A 20,297-nucleotide genomic window follows, 5' to 3' on the forward strand; every position below is an offset into this window, starting at 1 on the left:
GGTCAGGCCTCCAGCTCCGCGCGGGCCGCGACGAAGGCGTCGACCGCGCGGTCGACGTCCTCGGTGGAGTGCGCGGCGGAAAGCTGGACCCGGATGCGGGCCTGTCCCTGCGGGACGACCGGGTAGGAGAAGCCGATCACGTACACGCCCCGCTCCAGCAGCAGCTCCGCCATGCGGGCCGCCTTCGCCGCGTCGCCGATCATGACGGGCGCGATGGCGTGGTCGCCGGGCAGGACGTCGAAGCCCTCCGCGGTCATCCGGCTGCGGAAGAGCGCCGTGTTCTCGCTCAGGCGCACGCGCAGGTCGTCGGCCGACTCCAACAGGTCGAGGACCTTCAGGGAGGCGGCGGCGATCACCGGGGCGAGCGTGTTGGAGAACAGGTAGGGGCGGGAACGCTGGCGCAGCAGGGCGACGATCTCCGCGCGCGCGGAGACGTAGCCGCCGGAGGCGCCGCCGAGCGCCTTGCCGAGGGTGCCGGTGATGATGTCGACGCGGTCCATGACGCCGTGCAGCTCGGGGGTGCCCTTGCCGGACGGGCCGACGAAGCCGACGGCGTGCGAGTCGTCGACCATGACCATGGCGTCGTAGCGGTCGGCGAGGTCGCAGATCTCGGCGAGCGGGGCCACGTAGCCGTCCATGGAGAAGACGCCGTCGGTGACGATCAGCGTGCGCCGGGCGCCGCCGTCGGCCGCCTCCTTCAGCTTCGCCTCCAGGTCCGCCATGTCACGGTTGGCGTAGCGGAAGCGGCGGGCCTTGGACAGGCGGATGCCGTCGATGATGGAGGCGTGGTTGAGGGCGTCGGAGATCACCGCGTCCTCCTCGCCGAGCAGGGTCTCGAAGACACCGCCGTTGGCGTCGAAGCAGGAGGAGTACAGGATCGTGTCCTCCTGGCCGAGGAAGGCCGCGAGGCGGGCCTCCAGCTCCTTGTGGACCTCCTGGGTGCCGCAGATGAAGCGCACGGAGGCCATGCCGTAGCCCCAGCGGTCCAGGGCCTCGTGGGCGGCGGCGATCACCTCGGGGTGGTCGGCGAGGCCGAGGTAGTTGTTGGCACAGAAGTTGAGGACCTCGCCGGGACGGCCGCCGGCGGTGACGTTGACGGTCGCGGACTGCGGGGTGCCGATGACCCGCTCGGGCTTGTGCAGACCGGCGGCACGGATCTCGTCGAGGGTGGCGCGCAGGTCGTCACGAACAGAGGTGAACATGTGGGGACTCCATCAAGTACGAGGGCGAGTGAGCCGAAGGGGCGCCGTAGGAGCACCGAAGGGGCGCGCCGGCACCGGCTTTGGCGCCCGGAGGCGAACCGGGCCAGAAATCAGGCGGTCCAGTCGAGGATGATCTTGCCGCCGGTGCCGCTCGCCGCGTCGGCGAAGGCCGCGTCGAAGTCGCGGTAGTCGTAGCGGCCGGTGATCACCGGGGCGAGGTCCAGACCGCCCTCCAGCAGCACCGACATGGCGTACCAGGTCTCGAACATCTCGCGGCCGTAGATGCCCTTGATGGTGATCATCGAGGTGACGACGCGGGCCCAGTCGACGGGGAACTCCTGCGCGGGCAGCCCGAGCATGGCGATGCGGCCGCCGTGCGTCATGTTGGCGATCATGTCCCGCATGGCCTCGGGGCGGCCGGACATCTCCAGGCCGATGTCGAAGCCCTCGCGCAGGCCCAGCTCGCGCTGTCCGTCCGCGATCGTGGTCTTCGCGACGTTCAGGGCGAGGCTCACGCCGATCTTGCGGGCCAGCTCCAGGCGCTCCTCGCTGACGTCGGTGATGACGACGTTGCGGGCGCCCGCGTGGCGCGCGACGGTCGCCGCCATGAGGCCGATCGGGCCCGCGCCGGTGATCAGGACGTCCTCGCCGACGAGCGGGAAGGACAGCGCGGTGTGCACGGCGTTGCCGAACGGGTCGAAGATCGCGGCGATGTCGAGGTCGACGGGGACGCGGTGCACCCAGACGTTGGAGGCGGGCAGGGCGACGTACTCGGCGAACGCGCCGTCCCGGCCGACGCCGAGGCCGACGGTGGCCCGGCACAGGTGGCGGCGGCCGGCCAGGCAGTTGCGGCACTTGCCGCACACCAGGTGGCCCTCGCCGCTGACCCGGTCGCCGACCCGGATGTCCGTGACGTCGCGGCCGGTCTCCACGACCTGGCCGACGAACTCGTGCCCGAGCACGAGCGGGGTGCTGATGGCCTGCCGCGCCCAGCCGTCCCAGGCGCGGATGTGCAGGTCGGTGCCGCAGATGCCGGTCCGCATGACCTTGATCAGTACGTCACCGGCACCGATGACGGGCTCCGGTACGTCCGCGAGCCACAGCCCCGGCTCCGCCTTGTCCTTGACCAGCGCCTTCAACGCAACGGCTCCTGTGGGTGAGGTCCCGGCCGCGGGCATGCCGAAGGCGCCCGCACCGGGTCAGAGGGGTGGAATCACCCTGCAATCTGCCGTACGCGCGAGCCGGGGTCCATCGAGCTTTTCTTAACCGGCGCCTCAGGTTTCCTTCACGCCTGGCGCCTGACGCCTGAGGTCTGGCGCCCGGCGGGCGGCGTGCGGCGGGCGGCGTGTGGCGGGCCCGCGGTTCAGATGGGCAGGCCGTCCTGCGCGGACCGCTCGATCCGTGCGACGAGGTCGGCGGCGAGCGCCTTGATGGCGTCCAGTCCGGGCCTCCCCCAGGCCCTCGGGGCGGTGTCTGCGGCGCACACGGTGCCGAGCACCATGCCCGAGCTGTCGATGAGCGGGGCTCCGAGGTAGGAGCGGACACCGAGTTCGTCGACGACCGGGTTGCCGGCGAAGCGCGGGTAGTCGCGGACGTCCTCCAGCACCAGGGCCTTACGGCGGACCACCACATGGGGGCAGAAACCGTGCTCGCGCGGCAGCACACGGCCCAGCTCGGGCCTGCTGCCGTCCTCGCGGACCGCCGGCCCGGCCGCCGGGGTGCTGAGTCCGGCGAAGAACTGGTGCTCCTCGCCGATGAAGTTGACCATCGCGTACGGCGCCCCGGTGAGCTGGGCGAGCTGGTCCGCGAAGACGTCGAGGGCGGGTTCGGGCCGCTGGCCGAGGCCCAGCCGGCGCAGCCGGGAGATCCGGGCGGGTGCCTCCTTGTCCTCGGGGGTCAGCAACAGACCCCGGGCCGGTCGGGCCGGCTCGTAGCTCATGGCCGGGCTCCGTCACTGCGGGCGTCTCTCATAGGGCGGCTCCATGAAAGATATGGCTGGGAAGGACATAGCTGGGAAGCACATGGCTGGGAAAGACATGGCCGGGAAGGGCACGGCTGGGAAGGACATGGCCCGGTCACATGTGGGCGCCGTGGCTCGGCGCGGGCGCCGGGGCGTGGGCGATGAGGTGGCGTACGAGGGTCAGCAGGGTCTGCACGCCGGAGCTGGAGATTCGGGCGTCGCAGCAGACGACCGGGGTCTCGGGGCCGAGGTCGAGGGCCGCGCGCACCTCCTCGGGGTCGTAGCGGAATCCGCCGTCGAACTCGTTGATGGCGATGATGAAGGCGAGGCCGCGTTCCTCGAAGAAGTCCACGGCCGCGAAGCAGTCCTCCAGGCGGCGGGTGTCGGCGAGGATGACCGCGCCGAGCGCACCCGCGGACAGCTCGTCCCACATGAACCAGAACCGCTCCTGTCCGGGCGTGCCGAACAGGTACAGGACGTGCTGCGGATCGAGGGTGATCCGGCCGAAGTCCATGGCGACCGTCGTCTCGACCTTGTTCTCGATCCCGTCGAGGCTGTCCGTGGCGGCGCCGACCGTGGTGAGCAGCTCCTCCGTGCTGAGCGGGGCGATCTCGCTGACCGCCCCCACGAAGGTCGTCTTGCCGACCCCGAACCCGCCCGCGACGAGGATCTTGAGCGCGGTCGGGAAGGGATCAGAGCTGTCGTCGTAGTCCATCGAGCACTGCCTCCAGCAGGGACCGGTCAGTGGGGTTGTGGTGGAAGGCGGGGGGTTTGGTGGTCAGCGCGCCGCAGTCGACGAGGTCCGAGAGCAGCACCTTGGTGACCACGGCCGGCAGTTTCAGATGCGCGGCGACCTCGGCGACCGAGACGGGCCCGCGGGTCAGGTCGAGGGCCTGCGCGTGTTCGGGGCCGAGGTAGCCGAGCGGGGTGACTCCGGTGGCCATCACCTGCGACATCAGGTCCAGGGCGATGCTGGGCCTGGTGCGGCCGTTGCTGACCGTGAACGGCCGCACCAGTCGTCCGGCCGCGTCGTCGAGCCAGGGCCCGTCGCCGGCTGTGGCCACGCTCAAGGCCTCATCGCCGTGGGTTCGACGGCGTGCTGGCGAGGCGCGGTCATCAGGTAGGGGCGGACGCTCTTGACCAGCATGGCCATCTCGTAGCCGAGCACGGCGGCGTCGGCCTCGCGGCCGGCGAGCACGGCGAGGCAGGTGCCGGAGCCGGCGGTGGTGACGAACAGCAGGGTCGTGTCGAGTTCGACGACGACCTGGCGGACGTCGCCGCCGTCGCCGAACCGCACGCCCGCGCTGCGGCCGAGGGAGTACAGGCCGGAAGCCAGGGCGGCCATGTGGTCGGCGCTGTCGGCGTCGAGACCGTACACGGACTTCACCAGTCCGTCGCAGGACAGCAGTACCGCACTGCTGGTGTGCGGTACGCGTTGCACGAGGCCGCTGAGCAGCCAGTCGAGGTCGGAGGCGTGGGCGGTCGGCGCGTCGCTCGCCATGGTGGATCGACTCCTTGGGATACGAAGGTCGGTGGGAGCGCCGGCGGTGGGGGCAGCGTCGGCGGTGGGGGTGGAGGTGGGGACGGGCGGGGAACTGAGGTGGGGGGTCATCCGGCCGGTTCGCTCCCGTCGGCTCGACCGGCGCCCTCGGAGGCGGAGGCGGGCACGTGGGCGTGCGGCTGGGGTACGGGGGCCGGCTCGGCGTGCTGCGCGGGCCGGACCCGTGCCGGCTCCAGTGGCTCCAGGGCTGCGGGCCGGGTGGGTTCGGCAGCCGTGTGTACGGAGTCCGTGTGTACGGAGTCCATGGGGGCGGCGAGTTCGGTAGCCGCCGCCTCCATGGGGACGGCTACTTCTGTGTCGGCAGCCTCCATGGGGGCGGATTCCCCGACCGCGGCCTCCGTGTGCCCGGCATCCACATGTGTCGCATCCACATGTGTCGCATCCACATGTGCGGTGGTCACGGGGACGGGAGCCATGTGCCCGGCGTCCGTGTGCGGCGCCTCCATGGTGTACGTCTCGCCCATGGAATAAGCCTCCCCCATGGGGTGCGCCTCCCCCGTGGAGTACGACTCCGTGTGCGTCGGCTCCATCGACTCCAGGTGCTGCTGCGCCTCGGCCAGTCCGATGCCCCGCTGGAAGGCGGCCATCAGGCCGGGGTCGTGGCCCGCGACGGTGTCGCCGTCCTGGCGGGGGGCGGGACCGCCGCGGAGTTGGGGCACGATGTGTTCCTGGGCGCGCCGGCGCGGCAGTTGGGGCTTGCCCATGGTGCCGCGCACCGTGCCGTCGCGCGGGGTGGGCAGGATGCCCGCGTGGGCCTCGACGACAGGGAGGTGTTCACGGCTGACGCCGGGTACGGCCTCGGCGGGGTTGGGCCGGTGCTCCTGGGCTCCGCGTACGGGGAGCGGGGGCGGTGTGCCTCCGCTGCGCGCGTCCACGCTCCGCATCCCGACACTGTGCGCGCCGTTGCTCCCGGCGCCATTGCTTCCCGCGCCGCTGCTCCCCGCGCCGTTGCTTCCCGCGCCATTGCTCCGCGGACCCCCGCTCGATGCACCGCCGTTCTGCGCGTGCCGGCGACGGCCGGTGGCCGCCGGCTGCCCGGCCCCGTCCGGTCCGACGCCGTTCTGCCACCCGGTCCGCCGGGCCTGCGCCCCACCGCCGGAGGCGGGAGCAGCACCGACACCCTGGCCGGCGCCCTGTCCGACTTCCTCCTGACCTCGCACCTGTTGCGGAACCGGAACGGGGACCGGAACCGCCAACTGCCCGGTCTCCACAGGATCCCGTGGAGACTCCACGGCACCGCCGACCACGCCGAGCACACCCGGCGCCGTACCCAGCAATGCCTGCGGGACGACGAGTACGGCCTGTACGCCGCCGTAGATGTTGGTCTGCAGACGCACGCCGATGCCGTGCCGGCGGGCGAGTTGGGAGACGACGTAGAGGCCGATGCGGCCGTCGGCCAGCAGGCTGGCCACGTTGACCTGGTCGGGGTCGGCGAGCAGGGCGTTCATCCTGGCCTGCTCGCCGACCGGCATGCCGAGCCCGCGGTCCTCGACCTCGACGGCGAGCCCTGAGGTCACGAGGTTGGCGCGCAGCAGCACCTGGGTGTGCGGTGCGGAGAACACCGTGGCGTTCTCGACGAGTTCGGCCAGCAGGTGGATGACGTCGGCGACGGCGTGGCCGCGCAGTTCGCCGTCGATGGGCGGGACGAGTTTGACCCGGGAGTACTGCTCGACCTCGGCGATGGCGGAGCGCAGCACCTCGGTCATGCTCACGGGGTTGCTCCACTGCCGCCGGGAGACGGCCCCGCCGAGCACGGCGAGGTTCTCGGCGTGCCGTCGGATCCGGGTGGCGAGGTGGTCGACGTGGAACAGGCCCTTGAGGAGGTCGGGATCCTCGATCTCGTTCTCCAGGTCGTCCAGGATCGAGATCTCCCGGTGCACCAGGGACTGGAGCCGCCGCGCGAGGTTGACGAAGACTTCGAGCTTCTGCTCGCTGCCGGCCTGGCTGGAGAGCTGGGCGGCCTGCACGACGGCGGTGACGGCGCCGTCGTGCGCACGCGCCAGGTCGGCGGCGAGGAGTTCGAAGTCGTCCGCGTGCTCGGGCGCTTTGCGGCGCGCCCTGCGCTGCGGCGGAGTCGTGCCGTTGCGCAGTGCCTCGACGAGGGCGCGCAGGTCGGCCTCGCCGCGGGCGGCGCTGCTGCGCAGGGCCTCGACGCGGTCGCTCACGGAGCGGGCGGCGCGGTCGGCGGCCACGGCGGCGATGAGGATGCCGGCGAGCGTCACGGCGACGGCTCCGGCGAGCACGGCCCACAGGGTGAGGCCGGTGCGCGTCCCGGTGGAGCGGATGCTGAAGATCACGGCGGCGCTGGCGCTGAGCGCGACCGCGACGGGCGGGAGCACGGCGAGTCGCATGAGCTGGGGCCGTATGTGCGTCTCGGGCAGTGCGGGAGCGGGTCTGGCGACCGGTCGTCCGTGCCGGCCGCCCTCTCGGCGGTCGGCGCGTGCGGCCGGTGCACGGAGCTGAGACATCTGCGTCCTCGTACTGGTCCGTCGGGCCTGTTTTCTCGCGCATCGCGGAGCCGGAAGAGAGGACCCGAAAAGGGGCCCTGCGTCGCCCGGCGGACACTCACAGTAGTTGCCTGCGCATCACGTGCGATGGGGAGTTGACAAAGTCCCCCGAGCAGCATCCCGCTCTGGTATTAAGCCTCGTACGACAGATCGATAATCGCGCCGGAATTCCGGTACGAAGGAATGGGAAATCGCTCCGATTCGATCAAAAGAGAAAAGCGATTAACGCCAAGGGCCGGTACGTACATCTGTACGCACCGGCCCTTGGCAGACCGTCAGACCGTCAGTCCCTCGGTCCCTCAGCCCCTCGGTCCCTCAGCCCCTCGGTCCCTCGGTCCCTCAGACCGTCACGGCGATACCGGTGTGGATCACCGCGCTCGGGGTCTTGAGGACGGTGAGGTCCTCCAGCGGGCTGCGGTCGAACAGCACGGCGTCGCCGTGGAAGCCCTTGGCGAGCCGGCCGATGCTGCGGCTCTGGCCGAGCAGTTCGGCCGCCGACGTGGTGGCGGTGCGGATCGCGTCCAGGACCGACAGGCCGGCCTCGCGCATCCGCACCACCTCGCCGCCGATCGGGTCGACCACGCCACCGGCGGAGTCGGTGCCGGCGGCCACCGGGACACCCATGTCGTGCGCCGCGCGCACGGCACGCTGGAGGATCGGCACGTAAGTGCGCCCCCGCTCGTCGAGGATCGGGTCGGCGTCACCGATCATCCCGGCGATGGCACCGATCGTGGGGGTGAAGAACGTCCCGCGGCGGCTCATCTCGTGCAGGGTGTCCTCGGTGACGAAGACACCGTGCTCCATGCTGCGGACACCGGCGAACACGGCGTCGCGGCAGCCCGTTTCGCTGTAGCTGTGGCAGAGCACGCCCTTGCCGCCCTTGCGTGCCGCCGCCACCACGGTGGCGAGCTGCTCCCGGGTGTACACCTGCTGGAGCGGGTCCTGCTCGGCCAGGCCCGCGCGGGGGTTCGACCGGGTCTTGACGACGTCCACTCCCCGCTCCAGGTTGACCTGGACGACGCGGCGCAGCGCCTCTGTCGACGTCACCCCGCCCTTGAGACGGGCCAGCGGGGCGAGGTCGGGGTCGGCGAGGATCGTGTCACCGAGGTCCGGGGTGACGAAGACGCCGGCCGCGCGCATGCCCGGCACCTGCTCGGGGGCCCAGCGGGCCAGCTCGCGCAGGGCGATGTCCTGGTAGAAGTTGGTGGACCCGCTGCGCACGCTGGTCGCGCCCTGGTGCAGCGCGGCCCGCGCCTCGGCGAGGGAGTTGAGGTGGATGTGGGCGTCGACCAGACCCGGCAGCACCCACTTGCCGTGTGCGGCGACCACGTGCACGGTGGACGGCAGCGCGGCACGGGCGGCCCGGGTGGCGTTGCGGCTGCCGGCGGCCGTGACGACGCCGTCCTCGATGACGACGACGCTGTCCTCGGTCACCTCGCCGGTCAGCGGGTCGAGCAGGGTGCCGCCCTCGATCACGAGGGTGCCGCGGGGAGCGCCCGAGTCACGGGAGTCACGGGAGCCGTGCGTGGTCCGCTCGGCCGCCGCTGCGATACCGCCGGTCGCACCCGTGATCGCGGACGCGCCGACCAGTGCCATGGCGGCGCCGAGGACTCCGCGCCGGGCCAGGCTGGTGGGCGGGGGAGGAGCGGGGTGGTTCAGGCACATGAGGGTTTTACCTTCCAATTGAGGGTTTTTGTGGGAGTGTGTGGAGGTCTGAGGGGTGCGAGGGGCGGGGAGGGGGCGTGGGGGTCGGGGCGACCCCGGGGCCGGCCGGCCAGGTCAGCCCGGGGACCGGCCCGCCGCGGCCTCGCGGCGTCGCGGTTTCCAGCCGGGGCGGGGGACCGCGGCCAGGAGGGTCTTGGTGTAGTCCTGCTGAGGGGCGCTCAGCAGCTGGGCGGTCGGGCCGCGTTCAACCACGCGGCCCGCGGCCATCACCAGGGCGGTGTCGCTGATCTGGTTGACGACGGCCAGGTCGTGGGAGATGAAGACGTAGCTGATGCCGGTCCGTTCGCGGATGTCGGCGAGCAGGTTGAGGATCTGGGCCTGGATGGACACGTCCAGCGCCGCGACCGCCTCGTCCAGCACGAGGACCTGGGGTTCGACCGCGATGGCACGGGCGATGGCGACGCGCTGGCGCTGGCCGCCGGAGAGCTGGCGGGGCAGCATGCCGGCGTGGCGTTCGGCCAGTCCGACGGCTTCCAGCAGGTCGAGGGCGCGGGTGCGGCGCTCGCTCGCGGTGAGCCGGTTGTGGATGGCCAGGCTGGTCTCCACGATGTCGCCGACGCGCTGGAGGGGGTCCAGCGAGGAGTAGGGGTCCTGGAAGACGATCTGGATCTCCCGGGCCCGTCGTCTGCGTTCGGCGGAGCCCGCCCGGCCGCTCCGGGTCCGTCCGCAGACGCTGATCGTCCCGCTGGTGGGGGTCTCCAGACCGAGCAGCATGCGGGCGACCGTGGTCTTGCCCGAGCCCGACTCCCCCACGACGGCCAGTGACTGGCCGCGTGCGACGGTGAAGGAGACGTCGTCGACGGCGACCATCTCCTTGCCGAAGACCTTGCGCAGTCCTTCGGCTCTGACCAGGATCTCGCTCACAGTTCCTCCGCTCGTACGCAGGCGACGTGCGCGCCGGCCAGTTCCCGCAGCGGGGGCCGCTCGGTCAGGCACTGGTCGCCGCTGTGGGCGCAGCGCGGCTGGAAGGCGCAGCCCTGCGGGGCCTCGAAGGCGGCGACCGGCCGGCCCGGGATGACCGGCAGCCGGCCCGCGGCCTCGTCGAGACGGGGCCGTGAGGTCATCAGCCCGGCCGTGTAGGGGTGCCGCGGCGCCTCGGTGAGCGCCTCGGCGGACTGGACCTCGACGATGCGTCCGGCGTACATGACGGCCAGCCGGTCGCAGGTGGCCGAGGCGAGTTCCAGATCGTGGGTGATCAGGAGCATCGCCATGCCGCGCTCGGTGCGCAGTTCGTCCAGGATGGCCATGACCTCGGACTGGGTGGTCACGTCCAGCGCGGTGGTGGGTTCGTCGGCGAGCACCAGGTCGGGTTCGACGGCCAGCACCGAGGCGATCATGACGCGCTGGAGCAGTCCGCCGGACAACTCGTGCGGGTACTGGCGCATACGGTGCTCGCCGTTGGTGATGCCGACCTCGGCGAGCAGTCGTACGGCCTTGGCGTGGGCCTGCCGTGGCGGCACGGACAGATGCGTGACCATGGCCTCGGTCAGGAAGTCACCGATGCTGCGCACCGGGTTGATGTGCGCCCGCGGGTCCTGGAAGATCATCGCGATCCGGCGGGTGCGTACGGCGCGCAGTTCGCGTGGGCTCAGATCCAGGACGGAACTGCCGTCGAACTCGATGCGGCCGCCGAGCCGGGCTCCGGGCGGGGTCAGCCGCAGGACGGCGCGGGCCGTCATGGACTTGCCGGACCCGGACTCCCCCACCAGGCCGACGGCTTCGCCGGGGGCGATGGTGAGGCTGACGTCCTCGACGAGGGTGCGCCGGCCGTCCCCGGCCGGGACGTCGAGGCTGAACTGGTCGAGGACCAGGAGGTCTTTGCTCATCGGAGCTCACCTTCCTTGCCGGCCAGGCGGTCGCCGAGGAAGTTGACCGCCACGACCACGAGCGCGATCAGTACGCCGGCGCTGACGGCTTCCACCGGCTGGCCGCGCAGGGCGCTGTCCAGTCCGCTCTTGACCATCAGGCCCCAGTCCGCGTTCGGGGGCTGCACGCCCAGTCCGAGGAAGGAGATGGTGGCCAGGTCGACGATGGCGAAGCCGAGTGCGGAGACCGACTGCGCGATGATGATCGGCCGCAGGTTGGGCAGCAGGTGCCGGCCGCAGATGGCGAGGGCGGAGCGGCCCTGGACCCAGGCGGCGGCGATGTAGGGGAGATTGCGTTCCCGTAGCGCGGCACTGCGGACGACGCGGGCCACGTAGGGGGTGTAGGCGACGGCGAGGCCCGCGACGACGCCGGTGATGCCGGGGCCGAGGACGGCCACGGTGACCAGCGCGAACACGATGCCGGGCACCGCGAACAGCACGTCGAGCAGGCGGGAGATGAACGCGTCGACGCGGCCTCCGGCCCAGGCGGCGGTGATGGCGAGCGCGGTGCCGGCCGCGGTGGACAGGGCGATGACGACGAGCGGGCCGAGCAGCGTGGTGCGCGCCCCGTACATCAGGCGGGACAGGATGTCCCGGCCGAGCGCGTCGCCGCCGAGCGGATGGCCCCAGGAGCTGCCGGCCAGCGCGTTGAACAGGTTCGGCCGGTCGGGGTCGTACGGGGCCAGGAGGGGTGCGCCGATCGATACGACGGCGAGTACGGCGAGCAGCAGTACAGCGGTGAGCCCGAGGGGGCCGAGGCGTGACTTCATGTCGTCTCCCCAGCGGACAGACGGGGGTCGATGAACGAGCAGCAGATGTCGACGAGCAGGTTGACCAGGACGAACGCGGCGACGAGTACCAGGACGACGCCCTGGACCACCGCGAAGTCCCGCTGGAGGATGGCCCGGACGAGCAGGGAGCCGAGGCCGTCAAGGGCGAAGATGTTCTCCACGACGACCGAGCCGGCGATGAGTCCCGCGACGGTGAGGCCGGTGACGGTGACGACCGGGATGGAGGCGTTGCGCAGGACGTGTCTGCGGATGACGTGGCCCGGGGAGAAGCCGCGGGCGCGGGCGGTCTCCACGTGTTCGCGGCCCAGTTCCGAGGAGACCGAGGCGCGGGTGATCCGGGCGAGGAAGGCGGCGCTGCCCAGGCTGAGGGCGATCGCCGGGAGCGTCAGATGGTAGAGCCGGTCGGCCAGGCCCTCGCCGGGTCCGACGACGGGGAACCAGCCGAGGCCGAGGGCGAAGACGATGGCGAGCAGGGCGCCGACGACGAACGTGGGGGTGGCCAGGGCCGCTCCGGTCACCAGGGAGATCACCCCGTCGACCGGGCCGGGCCGCAGCGCTCCGACGAGGCCGAGGGCGACACCGACGACCACGATCAGGGCGGCGGAGTAGGTGACGAGGAGCCCGGTGGTGGCCAGCCGGGTGGACATCAGGGCGGAGACGTCCTGCTGGTAGACGAGCGATCGCCCGAAGTTGCCGTGCAGGGCGTCGCCCAGCCAGCCGAAGTAGCGGATCAGGAAGGGGTCGTCCAGGCGGTAGGCGTGGCGGATCGCGGCTATCTGTTCCGGGGTGCCGCTGCGGCTGCCCAGGAGGAAGGCCATCGGGCCGCCGGGGACGAGGTAGAGGAGCCCGTACACGAGGAACGAGGCGACCAGGAGTACGGCCACGAGCGCGGCCAGTCGACGGGTGAGGAAGAGGGTCCAGTTCATCGTGCACCGATCCCGGCGGCCCAGGGGTAATAGAGGTAGGAGAAGGAGGCGACCGCCCCGGTGATCCGCTTGTTCTGGTAGAGGATCACGGGCAGGTTGGCGATCGGTGTCCAGGGGACGTCCCGGGTGAGCCGGGACTGGATGCCGGCGACCAGGTCGGCGCGCTTGGCCGGGTCGTACTCGGCCTTGGCGCGCTTCAGGTCGGCGTCGACGGCGGGATAGTGGCTGAAGTTGGTGCGGCCGATCCTGGTGAAGATCCCGTACACGTCCAGCGGGTCGGGGACGTTGCCGTACCAGGTGCTGAGGAAGGCGTCGATGCCTTCGCGGGACTTGGGATCGTTGTAGAGGTTGCCGTACTGCTCGACCGGGATCACCTTGATCTCGACGTCGAGGCCGATCGACTCACCGGTGGCCTTGATGATGTCGGCGGTCTGCTCCTGCACCGCCGAACTGCCCTGGATGCCGAGGGTGATGCGCGGGTGGCGCAGGCCCGACTCCTTCAGCAGCCGCTTGGCCTTGTCCACGTCGGCGTCACCGTGGGGCAGGGCGTCGTAGGCCTTCCGGAAGCGGTCGCCGGCGTAGCCCCAGTAGTCGGGGCCGGCCAGGGAGCGTTCCGGGGCGGCGGTGCCCTGGAAGATCACCCGGGCGATGCCGGTCCGGTCGAGGGCGGTCGACAGGGCTTCGCGGACCTTGGGGTCGGCGTACGGGCCGGAGGTCGCGGAGCCGATGACGGTCCAGAAGATGAGCGAACGGCCGAGGGTGACCGATCCGGTGGGCGAGTTCTGCAGCCGGCTGATGCCGGCCGGCGGGAGGTAGAAGTACTGGCCGTCGACCTCGCCGGAACGCAGCGCGTTGACCGCGGTGGTCTCGTCGGCGATGAACTTGAACACCAGCTTCTGGGAGAGGGCCTTGTGGGCAGGGTCCCAGTAGTGGTCGTTGCGGGTCAGCCGCAGGGAGTTGCCGGGTATCCAGCCGGCGAACCGGAACGGTCCGGTGCACATGACGCCGGTCTTCGGCGAGCCGATGTCCTTGCCGGCCTTGGTCAGGAAGGACTTCTCCACGACCGCTCCGGCGGCGGTGGCCATCGCCTGGTTGAACAGCACGTCGGGCTGTTTGAGGTGGACGGTGACCTGCATCGGTCCGGTCGCCTTCACCGAGTCGACCGTCTCGAAGTACTGGGTCCACCAGCTGCCCTGGTCGGGGTCGAGGTGGCGGTTCAGGCTGGCCGCCACGTCGGCGGCGGTCACCGGCCGGCCGTCCCAGAAGCGCACGTTCTTGCGGATCGTGTAGACCCAGGTCTTCGGGGTGGGGTTGGTGGCGCGCTCGGCGAGCCCCGGTACGACCTTGAGGTCGGGGGTGAGCCGCATGAGGCTCTCGCACATGTTGGCGAGGGCCGTGTTCTCGGCGTAGTTGAAGGAGCGGATCGGGTCGATGGTCTGCGGCTCGTACGGCAGGTTCCAGCTGATGCTCGACACGCCGTGCGCCGCGCGCGCGGTGACCGTCTTGAGGTCGCTCCGGCTCGGGGGCGCCGCGGCGGTGCCGGCGCCCGTGCCGCAGCCGGTCAGCAGGAGGGCCGCGGCGCCGGCGGCGAGGCTCAGGCCCCGGCCCCTCATCTCGGGGCCCTCTCCAGGCGGCCTGCGCGAGCGACGATCTTCCCGGCCCTGACGACCAGTTCGGGCACGGGGTGGTCGACAACGACCTGGGCGACCGACTCGCCGCGGACGAGGACGAAGTCGGCGGGGTCCCCGACCCGCAGGTCGGCCCGCTCCAGGCCGAGCAGGTCGGCTCCGTGGTGGGCGACGACCGTGTAGCAGGCCTCGAGTTCCGCGTCGGTGCGGGCGTCGGTGCGGTAGGCGAGCAGATGGGCGCGCGCGATCATGTCGCCGTCGCCGAAGGGGGTCCAGGCGTCGCGGACGCCGTCGGAGCCGGCGGCGACCAGCACGCCCCGCTCGCGCAGCGGCGGGATCGGGATCACGGGTTCGCTGCCGAGCGCGCAGGTGGCCAGGGCCACGCCCGCCTCGGTGAGGAGGTTGGCGACATCGGTCAGCTCGGCCTCGTCACAGCCGTCCAGACAGAAGACGTGGCTGATGGTGACCTTTCCGTGCATGCCGGCCTCGGCGGTGCGGCGGGCGATCTCGGCGACCTGGTCGAGGCCGGGCCGGCCTCGGTCGTGGAGGTGGATGTCGATCGGCGCTCCGGTGCGCTCGGAGATGCCGAACAGGACGTCGAGGTGGCCGTGCAGGTCGCCGTCGATGCCGACGGGGTCCAGGCCGCCGATGATGTCGGCGCCCTCCTTGAGGGACTGCTCGATCAGGTCGGCCGTTCCGGGCCGGGCCAGCAGGCCGAGCTGCGGGAACGCCACGATCTGCACGTCCAGGACGTCGCCGAGGGACTCGGCGGCGGCCCGTACGCCGTGCACGTTGGACAGGCCGTAGACCGGGGCGACGTCGCAGTGCGCGCGCATCGCCCGGGTGCCGCGGCTGACGGCGTGAGCCATGAGGGCCCCGGCGCGCTCCTCGACCGAGGCGGTCATGCGCATCCGCAGGGCCACGTCGCCGTCGATCAGTTCGAGCAGCGTCTCGGCGGGGTCCCGGCTCACCCAGGGCTGGCCCCAGGTGGACTTGTCGGGGTGGATGTGGGCGTCGACCGGGGAGGGCAGCGCGAGGGCGCCGTCGCCGTCGACGACCAGGGCGTCCGCGGGCGGGGTCGCGGGATCGACGGCGACGATTCTGCCGTCCGTGACCAGCAGGTCACAGAGGGTTCCGCCGTGCGGGCGGACATGGGTGAACAGCACATGGGTCACGAAGAGGTCCCCCTGGTTTCCGGGCGCGAACATGGACGGGAACACTGGACCGCAGTCCGAGTGGTTCATATGGTTATCAAGTCATCTGATGTTTGAGAAGGGGAGGAGCAGAATGAAATCCGTACGGCGGGTGTCCCTCGTCGACCGCGTGATCGACGAACTGCGCGGGGAGATCTCCCGAGGGGTGTGGCAGATCGGCGACCGGATTCCCCCGGAGAGCCAGCTCGCCGAGACGCTCGGCGTCAGCCGCCTCTCGATCCGCGAGGCCGTCCGCGTGCTGGTGCACACCGGGCTGCTGAGCACCCGGCAGGGCGACGGCACCTACGTGACCGCCACCGACGACAGCCAGGTCGCCCTGCGCCGGCATCTGGCCCGCGCCAAGACCGGCGACATCCTGGAGGTCCGGCGAGGCCTGGACATCGTCGCGGCGCGGCTGGCCGCGACCACACGCACCGCGGACGACCTGACCGCGCTGCGGGACGCCATGGAGCGCCGCACCGCCGCGGGGCGGGCGGCCGACCTGGTCGCGTTCACCGACGCCGACGTGGACTTCCACCTGCGGATCGCCGAGGCCTCCCACAACCCGCTGCTGAGCGACCTGTACCGGAACATGAGCGACGCCCTGTGGGAGACCGTCCAGGCCAACCAGTGCATGGAGGCCGCCGGCGACGACCCGTTCCACACCGCGCTGTTCGCCGCCGTGGAGTCCGGCGACCCGGTCGCCGCGACCGTGGCGGCGCTGGCCATCCTGGACGACTACAGCGACCCGGACGACTCCCCCGGCGCCGGAGCCGGGGGCGGCACCGCGGACGCCGAGGACACGGCGAAGGCCGAAGACACGGCGGAGGCCGGCGCGTGACCGCCGCCGATCCGCCGATCCGCGATGCCGCGTACCCGCAGCGGCACGACGCCTGACACCCCGTCGGGCGACGGGGACGCGTCCCGGTACCGGCACCTTTCGGGACCGGTACCGGGACGTCAGGCATGCGGGTGGGTCTCGTGCCGCTCTGTCAGGCTTCAGGACCTCAGCCGGCTACGTGCCGAGCGAGCGAATCCAGCTCCCCGGCCGCGTGCCGAGGGGGCGAATCCAGTTCCCCGGCCGCTGCCGGCGACGCGAACTCGCCGTTTCGGCCGAGGCGACCGCTGTCGGTGGCCGTCCGCCGATGAGCCGTGCGATCATCAAGCGACAACTCTGCGCGAGGGCTTGGCCAATGGCACAATCGCAACGCGCGCTCTACTGTCTCATCCACGGCGCACGAGGCGACCTCGGTGAGCCGGTCATGGATCTCGTACACGCTGGAGTCATGCATGGCGGCAGACCCTTCCTCCCATGGTCCTATCGACACGAGCAGGCCCCACCCGGCTCGCGTCTACGACTGGCTGCTGGGCGGCAAGGACAACTATCCGGTCGATGAGGCGGTGGCGGCGAAACTGCCACCGGAGGCGCGTCTGAACGCCATGCGCAACAGGGCGTTCATGCAGCGCGCGGCGGCCTGGCTGGCCGGCAACGGCATCGACCAGTACCTCGACATCGGTACGGGCATCCCGACCCAGCCGAACCTGCATCAGATCGTGCAGGGCATCGTGCCGTCGGCGCGGATCGCCTACGCCGACAACGACCCCATCGTGCTGCGGCACGCGGAGGCTCTGCTCGTCAGCACCCCCGAGGGAAGCACCGACTACATCGAGGCCGACGTACGCGAGCCGGCCGCCATCCTCGACCACGCGCGCACGTTCCTGGACTTCACCCGGCCCATGGCGCTGTCGATGAACGCGCTGATGCACTTCATCACCGACGACCAGGACCCCTACGGCATCACGCGGACGCTTGTCGACGCGCTTCCCTCGGGCAGTTACTTCATGTTCTCCCACGGCACCACCGATGAACACCCGCACCTCGTCAAGTCGGTGACCACGACCTACCGCAAGGGCGAGATCCCCCTGCGCATGCGTACGCGGGCCGAGATCGAGCCGTTCTTCGAGGGCCTGGAACTGGTGGCTCCCGGACTGGTCACGGCGACCAGGTGGTACAAGGATTCACCGGCCCCCGCCCAGGAGCTGAGCGGCTTCTACGTCGGCGTCGCCCGCGTACCGTAGAGAACCACGACGACGTCACCCGGCTCCATCCCCGGATACAGTGCCCGCGACGGCAGCCCGGTCAAGGAGGGGAAGCGTGACCGACACCAGCAACACCCGGCCCATCGAGAGTGAGGCGCAAGGGACGCGGCAGACCCGGCCGCAGCGCCTGATCCGCTCCATCCCCCTGATCGCCCCGCTCCTGCTGTGGGCCGTGCCCTGCTGGGTGCTCCTGTACGCCGGCCAGCACTGGCCGCTGCCCGTCACGCTGGCCGGCACCGCCCTGTTCGCCCTCGGCCTGATCGGTATGCCGCTCGCGATGACGCGCGGCCACGGCCGGCGTCAGCAGGATGGGGCGGCGATCACCGGTGACACCCTGCTGGGCGTCAGCTGGGTCCTGTTCACCTGGTCCGTTCTGCTCGGCGTCCTGCTGCGGCTCGCCCTGACCGCGGCGGGCGTCGGCGAGGGCCAGGACCGGGCCCGCATCGTCACATGGGCCGTCCTCGGCGTATCCGCCGTCCTGCTCGCCTGGGGGTACGCCGAGGCGCGCCGCGTGCCACGCGTGCGCCGCCTCGACGTTCAACTCCCGCGCCTGGGTGCCGGGTTGGACGGCACCCGCGTCGCCCTCATCACCGACACCCACTACGGCCCCCTCGACCGCGCTCGCTGGTCGGGACGGGTGTGCGAGACGGTGAACACCCTGGAGGCCGACCTGGTCTGCCACACCGGCGACATCGCGGACGGCACGGCCGAACGCCGCCGCGCCCAGGCCGCCCCGCTCGGCACCGTGCGGGCCACCCGGGCCCGTGTCTACGTCACCGGCAACCACGAGTACTACAGCGAGGCCCAGGGCTGGGTCGACCTGATGGACGAGCTGGGCTGGGAGCCGCTGCGCAACCGCCATCTGCTGCTCGAACGCGGAGGCGACACCCTCGTGGTCGCCGGCGTGGACGACGTCACCGCCGAGTCCTCGGGCCTGGCCGGCCACCGCGCCCACCTCGCCGGCGCCCTGCACGGCGCCGATCCCGACCTGCCCGTCCTGCTCCTGGCGCACCAGCCCAAGTTCATCGACAGGGCGGCGGCCGAAGGCGTCGACCTCCAGCTTTCCGGGCACACCCACGGCGGTCAGATCTGGCCCTTCCACCACCTGGTCCGCATCGACCAGCCCGCCCTCGCCGGCCTCAGCCGGCACGGCACCCGCACCCTCCTCTACACCAGCCGCGGCACCGGCTTCTGGGGCCCTCCGTTCCGCGTCTTCGCCCCCAGCGAGATCACCCTGCTCGTGCTCCGCTCCCCGCAGAAGCCGGCTTCCCCACAGACGCAGACCTCCCCGCAGACGCCGCCCTCGCCACAGAAGCCCACCGCGCCGTAGCACCCGGCGGGCATCCCGGTGATCAGGCCGAGCTCATGCCCGCCCGGTGTCAGACGTCACCCGCGAAGTCGAGGTCCTCGCTCCGCTTCTCGGTAACAGCAGCCGCGTCCTCGTCGGCCGACACCGCCGGCCGTGGCCGGCGCCACGGGTGAGCGATCGGAGGGGACACGGCACGCCACCACGAATCCGCGGGAACGTGCCCGGCCGGCTCGAAGGGCTCACCGGGACGGGGAACCGCCACGGTCTGGCCGGCCTCCTGCGCGGCGTCCTTCGTCCACTCGCCGGGCTCGGCCCAGGCGTGCGGGGCGAGGTTGAAAGTGCCCCAGTGGATCGGAAGCAGGGCGCCGTGCGGGGCGCCGCCCTGGAGATCGAGGTGGGCGCGCAGGCCCTCCTCGGGGGTCATGTGGATGTCGGGCCAGAACTCGCTGTACGCACCGATCTGGATCATGGTGACGTCGAACGGACCGTGTTCGGCACCGATCTGCGCGAAGCCGTCGAAGTAGCCGGTGTCCCCGCTGTGGTAGATCCGGTGCTCCTCGCCCCGCACCACCCAGGAAGCCCACAGCGTGTGCTGGGTGTTGCGCAGGCCGCGACCGCAGAAGTGGCGGGCCGGGGTGGCGGTGAGGGTGAGACCGCCGACCTTGGTGACCTCGTGCCAGTCCAGTTCGCGCAGCCGGTCCGGGGACACGCCCCAGTGTTCGAGGTGGGCACCGACGCCGAGCGGCACGGCGAAGAGGGTGTCTGTGCCGGCCAGCGCCTTGATGGTGGGCATGTCGAGATGGTCGTAGTGGTCGTGCGAGATGACGACGACGTCGACCGGGCCGAGCGCGGCCAGCGGAAGCGGCACCGGGTGCAGCCGCTTGGGGCCGGCGAACGGGAACGGGGAGCAGCGCTCACCCCAGACGGGGTCGAACAGGACGCGGTGGCCGTCGATCTCGGCCAGCACGCTGGAGTGCCCCATCCATGTCACACGCAGCCCCGAGACCGGCGGCTTGGCCAGGTCGGCCAGGGTGGTGGCGTGGACCGGGACGGTGCCGCGGGGTGCGCGCAGGGGGCGGGTGTCCTTGTCGAGGAACACCTTCGCGAGGTCCAGCGTGGAGCCGGAGGGCCGGGTGCGGGTGGTGCCACCGGGGTTCTGGAAGACGCCGTCCTTGAAGTGGGGGGAACGGCGGATGCGTGCGAGACGCTCACCACTCGGTTCCGCGCCGAAGGCCTCGGGCTGAAGCGCGCGGAGCCCGAAGCTCTGGGAACGCAGACCGGTCACGGTACCTCCAGATGGTGTCACTGAGGCTCTCCATTATGGTCGCCGGCCGGGCGAACCGGAGGGGTGTCTCCGGTGGCCCCGCTCACACCCGACGACCGTACTGAAGCGTTGCACACGTTGGGTGTTCGGCGACGTCGGCCCGGACGCCGAGGAAGCGTTCTCCCCCCGGGACGCCCCCGCGCGTGGCCGCGCACGCCCTGGTCTGTGCCCGGCTTCCGTACCTGCGGGCGAGACCGGCCGGTCAA

General features: G+C 71.6%; 18 protein-coding genes. 3 read left to right on the forward strand and 15 right to left on the reverse strand.

Annotated features, from left to right (window positions below; all coding sequences use genetic code 11):
• Positions 1–2: 2 nt before the first annotated feature.
• The 14 genes from ACGFYV_RS32850 to ACGFYV_RS32915 form a co-directional block, all read right to left on the reverse strand.
• On the reverse strand, positions 3–1,202 hold the full coding sequence (locus ACGFYV_RS32850; RefSeq protein ID WP_393882167.1) for a glycine C-acetyltransferase: 1,200 nt from the start codon (positions 1,200–1,202) through the stop codon (positions 3–5).
• A gap of 110 nt (positions 1,203–1,312) precedes the next feature.
• Positions 1,313–2,341 (reverse strand): L-threonine 3-dehydrogenase, encoded by a 1,029-nt coding sequence (tdh, locus tag ACGFYV_RS32855; protein ID WP_393882168.1) that lies wholly within the window; start codon positions 2,339–2,341, stop codon positions 1,313–1,315.
• A 224-nt stretch (positions 2,342–2,565) separates the two neighbouring features.
• Positions 2,566–3,141, reverse strand: coding sequence for a GAF domain-containing protein (locus tag ACGFYV_RS32860; protein WP_393882169.1), 576 nt, complete (start codon positions 3,139–3,141; stop codon positions 2,566–2,568).
• 136 nt (positions 3,142–3,277) lie between these two features.
• Entirely contained in the window at positions 3,278–3,877 is a 600-nt protein-coding gene (locus ACGFYV_RS32865; protein WP_393882170.1) for an ATP/GTP-binding protein, read from the reverse strand.
• Complete coding sequence (locus ACGFYV_RS32870; RefSeq protein WP_393882171.1) at positions 3,855–4,226, reverse strand: DUF742 domain-containing protein; 372 nt, start codon at positions 4,224–4,226, stop codon at positions 3,855–3,857. The genes ACGFYV_RS32865 and ACGFYV_RS32870 overlap by 23 nt, the downstream gene beginning before the upstream one ends.
• Before the next feature lie 2 nt (positions 4,227–4,228).
• Positions 4,229–4,663, reverse strand: coding sequence for a roadblock/LC7 domain-containing protein (locus tag ACGFYV_RS32875; protein WP_393882172.1), 435 nt, complete (start codon positions 4,661–4,663; stop codon positions 4,229–4,231).
• 107 nt (positions 4,664–4,770) lie between these two features.
• Positions 4,771–7,191 (reverse strand): ATP-binding protein, encoded by a 2,421-nt coding sequence (locus ACGFYV_RS32880; RefSeq protein WP_393882173.1) that lies wholly within the window; start codon positions 7,189–7,191, stop codon positions 4,771–4,773.
• Between the two features lie 378 nt (positions 7,192–7,569).
• Complete coding sequence (locus ACGFYV_RS32885; RefSeq protein WP_393882174.1) at positions 7,570–8,895, reverse strand: amidohydrolase family protein; 1,326 nt, start codon at positions 8,893–8,895, stop codon at positions 7,570–7,572.
• 114 nt (positions 8,896–9,009) lie between these two features.
• Positions 9,010–9,819, reverse strand: coding sequence for an ATP-binding cassette domain-containing protein (locus ACGFYV_RS32890; protein ID WP_393882175.1), 810 nt, complete (start codon positions 9,817–9,819; stop codon positions 9,010–9,012).
• Positions 9,816–10,781, reverse strand: a complete 966-nt coding sequence (locus tag ACGFYV_RS32895; RefSeq protein ID WP_393882176.1) for an ABC transporter ATP-binding protein — start codon at positions 10,779–10,781, stop codon at positions 9,816–9,818. The genes ACGFYV_RS32890 and ACGFYV_RS32895 overlap by 4 nt, the downstream gene beginning before the upstream one ends.
• Entirely contained in the window at positions 10,778–11,590 is an 813-nt protein-coding gene (locus tag ACGFYV_RS32900; RefSeq protein WP_393882177.1) for an ABC transporter permease, read from the reverse strand. The genes ACGFYV_RS32895 and ACGFYV_RS32900 overlap by 4 nt, the downstream gene beginning before the upstream one ends.
• A complete protein-coding gene (locus ACGFYV_RS32905; RefSeq protein WP_393882178.1) occupies positions 11,587–12,537 on the reverse strand; it encodes an ABC transporter permease in 951 nt (316 codons plus the stop codon). Before ACGFYV_RS32905 ends, ACGFYV_RS32900 begins: the two co-directional genes overlap by 4 nt.
• Positions 12,534–14,150, reverse strand: coding sequence for an ABC transporter substrate-binding protein (locus ACGFYV_RS32910; RefSeq protein WP_393882179.1), 1,617 nt, complete (start codon positions 14,148–14,150; stop codon positions 12,534–12,536). Before ACGFYV_RS32910 ends, ACGFYV_RS32905 begins: the two co-directional genes overlap by 4 nt.
• Positions 14,147–15,373, reverse strand: coding sequence for an amidohydrolase family protein (locus ACGFYV_RS32915; RefSeq protein WP_393882180.1), 1,227 nt, complete (start codon positions 15,371–15,373; stop codon positions 14,147–14,149). Before ACGFYV_RS32915 ends, ACGFYV_RS32910 begins: the two co-directional genes overlap by 4 nt.
• A gap of 79 nt (positions 15,374–15,452) precedes the next feature.
• Here ACGFYV_RS32915 and ACGFYV_RS32920 point away from each other — a divergent pair, with 79 nt between their 5' ends.
• From ACGFYV_RS32920 to ACGFYV_RS32930, 3 genes are all read left to right on the forward strand, one after another.
• On the forward strand, positions 15,453–16,199 hold the full coding sequence (locus ACGFYV_RS32920) for a FadR/GntR family transcriptional regulator (RefSeq protein WP_393882181.1): 747 nt from the start codon (positions 15,453–15,455) through the stop codon (positions 16,197–16,199).
• A gap of 449 nt (positions 16,200–16,648) precedes the next feature.
• On the forward strand, positions 16,649–17,437 hold the full coding sequence (locus ACGFYV_RS32925) for an SAM-dependent methyltransferase (protein ID WP_393882182.1): 789 nt from the start codon (positions 16,649–16,651) through the stop codon (positions 17,435–17,437).
• Between the two features lie 76 nt (positions 17,438–17,513).
• Positions 17,514–18,788 (forward strand): metallophosphoesterase, encoded by a 1,275-nt coding sequence (locus tag ACGFYV_RS32930; RefSeq protein WP_393882183.1) that lies wholly within the window; start codon positions 17,514–17,516, stop codon positions 18,786–18,788.
• Between the two features lie 49 nt (positions 18,789–18,837).
• Here the strand turns inward: ACGFYV_RS32930 and ACGFYV_RS32935 are convergent, their stop codons facing one another.
• Positions 18,838–20,052 carry an MBL fold metallo-hydrolase gene (locus ACGFYV_RS32935; protein WP_393882184.1) on the reverse strand — a complete coding sequence of 405 codons (1,215 nt, stop codon included), beginning with the start codon at positions 20,050–20,052 and terminating at the stop codon, positions 18,838–18,840.
• Positions 20,053–20,297 lie beyond the last annotated feature (245 nt).

The organism is Streptomyces sp. NPDC048297, from assembly GCF_043201585.1.
Taxonomy (GTDB): Bacteria; Actinomycetota; Actinomycetes; order Streptomycetales; family Streptomycetaceae; genus Streptomyces.

Excerpts from the sequence above, each read along its gene's own strand:
- ACGFYV_RS32850 (WP_393882167.1), bottom strand. The coding sequence starts at position 1,202 with ATGTTCACCTCTGTTCGTGACGACCTGCGCGCCACCCTCGACGAGATC.
- ACGFYV_RS32860 (WP_393882169.1), bottom strand. The coding sequence starts at position 3,141 with ATGAGCTACGAGCCGGCCCGACCGGCCCGGGGTCTGTTGCTGACCCCC.
- ACGFYV_RS32865 (WP_393882170.1), bottom strand. The coding sequence starts at position 3,877 with ATGGACTACGACGACAGCTCTGATCCCTTCCCGACCGCGCTCAAGATC.
- ACGFYV_RS32875 (WP_393882172.1), bottom strand. The coding sequence starts at position 4,663 with ATGGCGAGCGACGCGCCGACCGCCCACGCCTCCGACCTCGACTGGCTG.
- ACGFYV_RS32880 (WP_393882173.1), bottom strand. The coding sequence starts at position 7,191 with ATGTCTCAGCTCCGTGCACCGGCCGCACGCGCCGACCGCCGAGAGGGC.
- ACGFYV_RS32885 (WP_393882174.1), bottom strand. The coding sequence starts at position 8,895 with ATGTGCCTGAACCACCCCGCTCCTCCCCCGCCCACCAGCCTGGCCCGG.
- ACGFYV_RS32895 (WP_393882176.1), bottom strand. The coding sequence starts at position 10,781 with ATGAGCAAAGACCTCCTGGTCCTCGACCAGTTCAGCCTCGACGTCCCG.
- ACGFYV_RS32900 (WP_393882177.1), bottom strand. The coding sequence starts at position 11,590 with ATGAAGTCACGCCTCGGCCCCCTCGGGCTCACCGCTGTACTGCTGCTC.
- ACGFYV_RS32905 (WP_393882178.1), bottom strand. The coding sequence starts at position 12,537 with ATGAACTGGACCCTCTTCCTCACCCGTCGACTGGCCGCGCTCGTGGCC.
- ACGFYV_RS32910 (WP_393882179.1), bottom strand. The coding sequence starts at position 14,150 with ATGAGGGGCCGGGGCCTGAGCCTCGCCGCCGGCGCCGCGGCCCTCCTG.
- ACGFYV_RS32915 (WP_393882180.1), bottom strand. The coding sequence starts at position 15,373 with ATGTTCGCGCCCGGAAACCAGGGGGACCTCTTCGTGACCCATGTGCTG.
- ACGFYV_RS32920 (WP_393882181.1), top strand. The coding sequence starts at position 15,453 with ATGAAATCCGTACGGCGGGTGTCCCTCGTCGACCGCGTGATCGACGAA.
- ACGFYV_RS32925 (WP_393882182.1), top strand. The coding sequence starts at position 16,649 with ATGGCGGCAGACCCTTCCTCCCATGGTCCTATCGACACGAGCAGGCCC.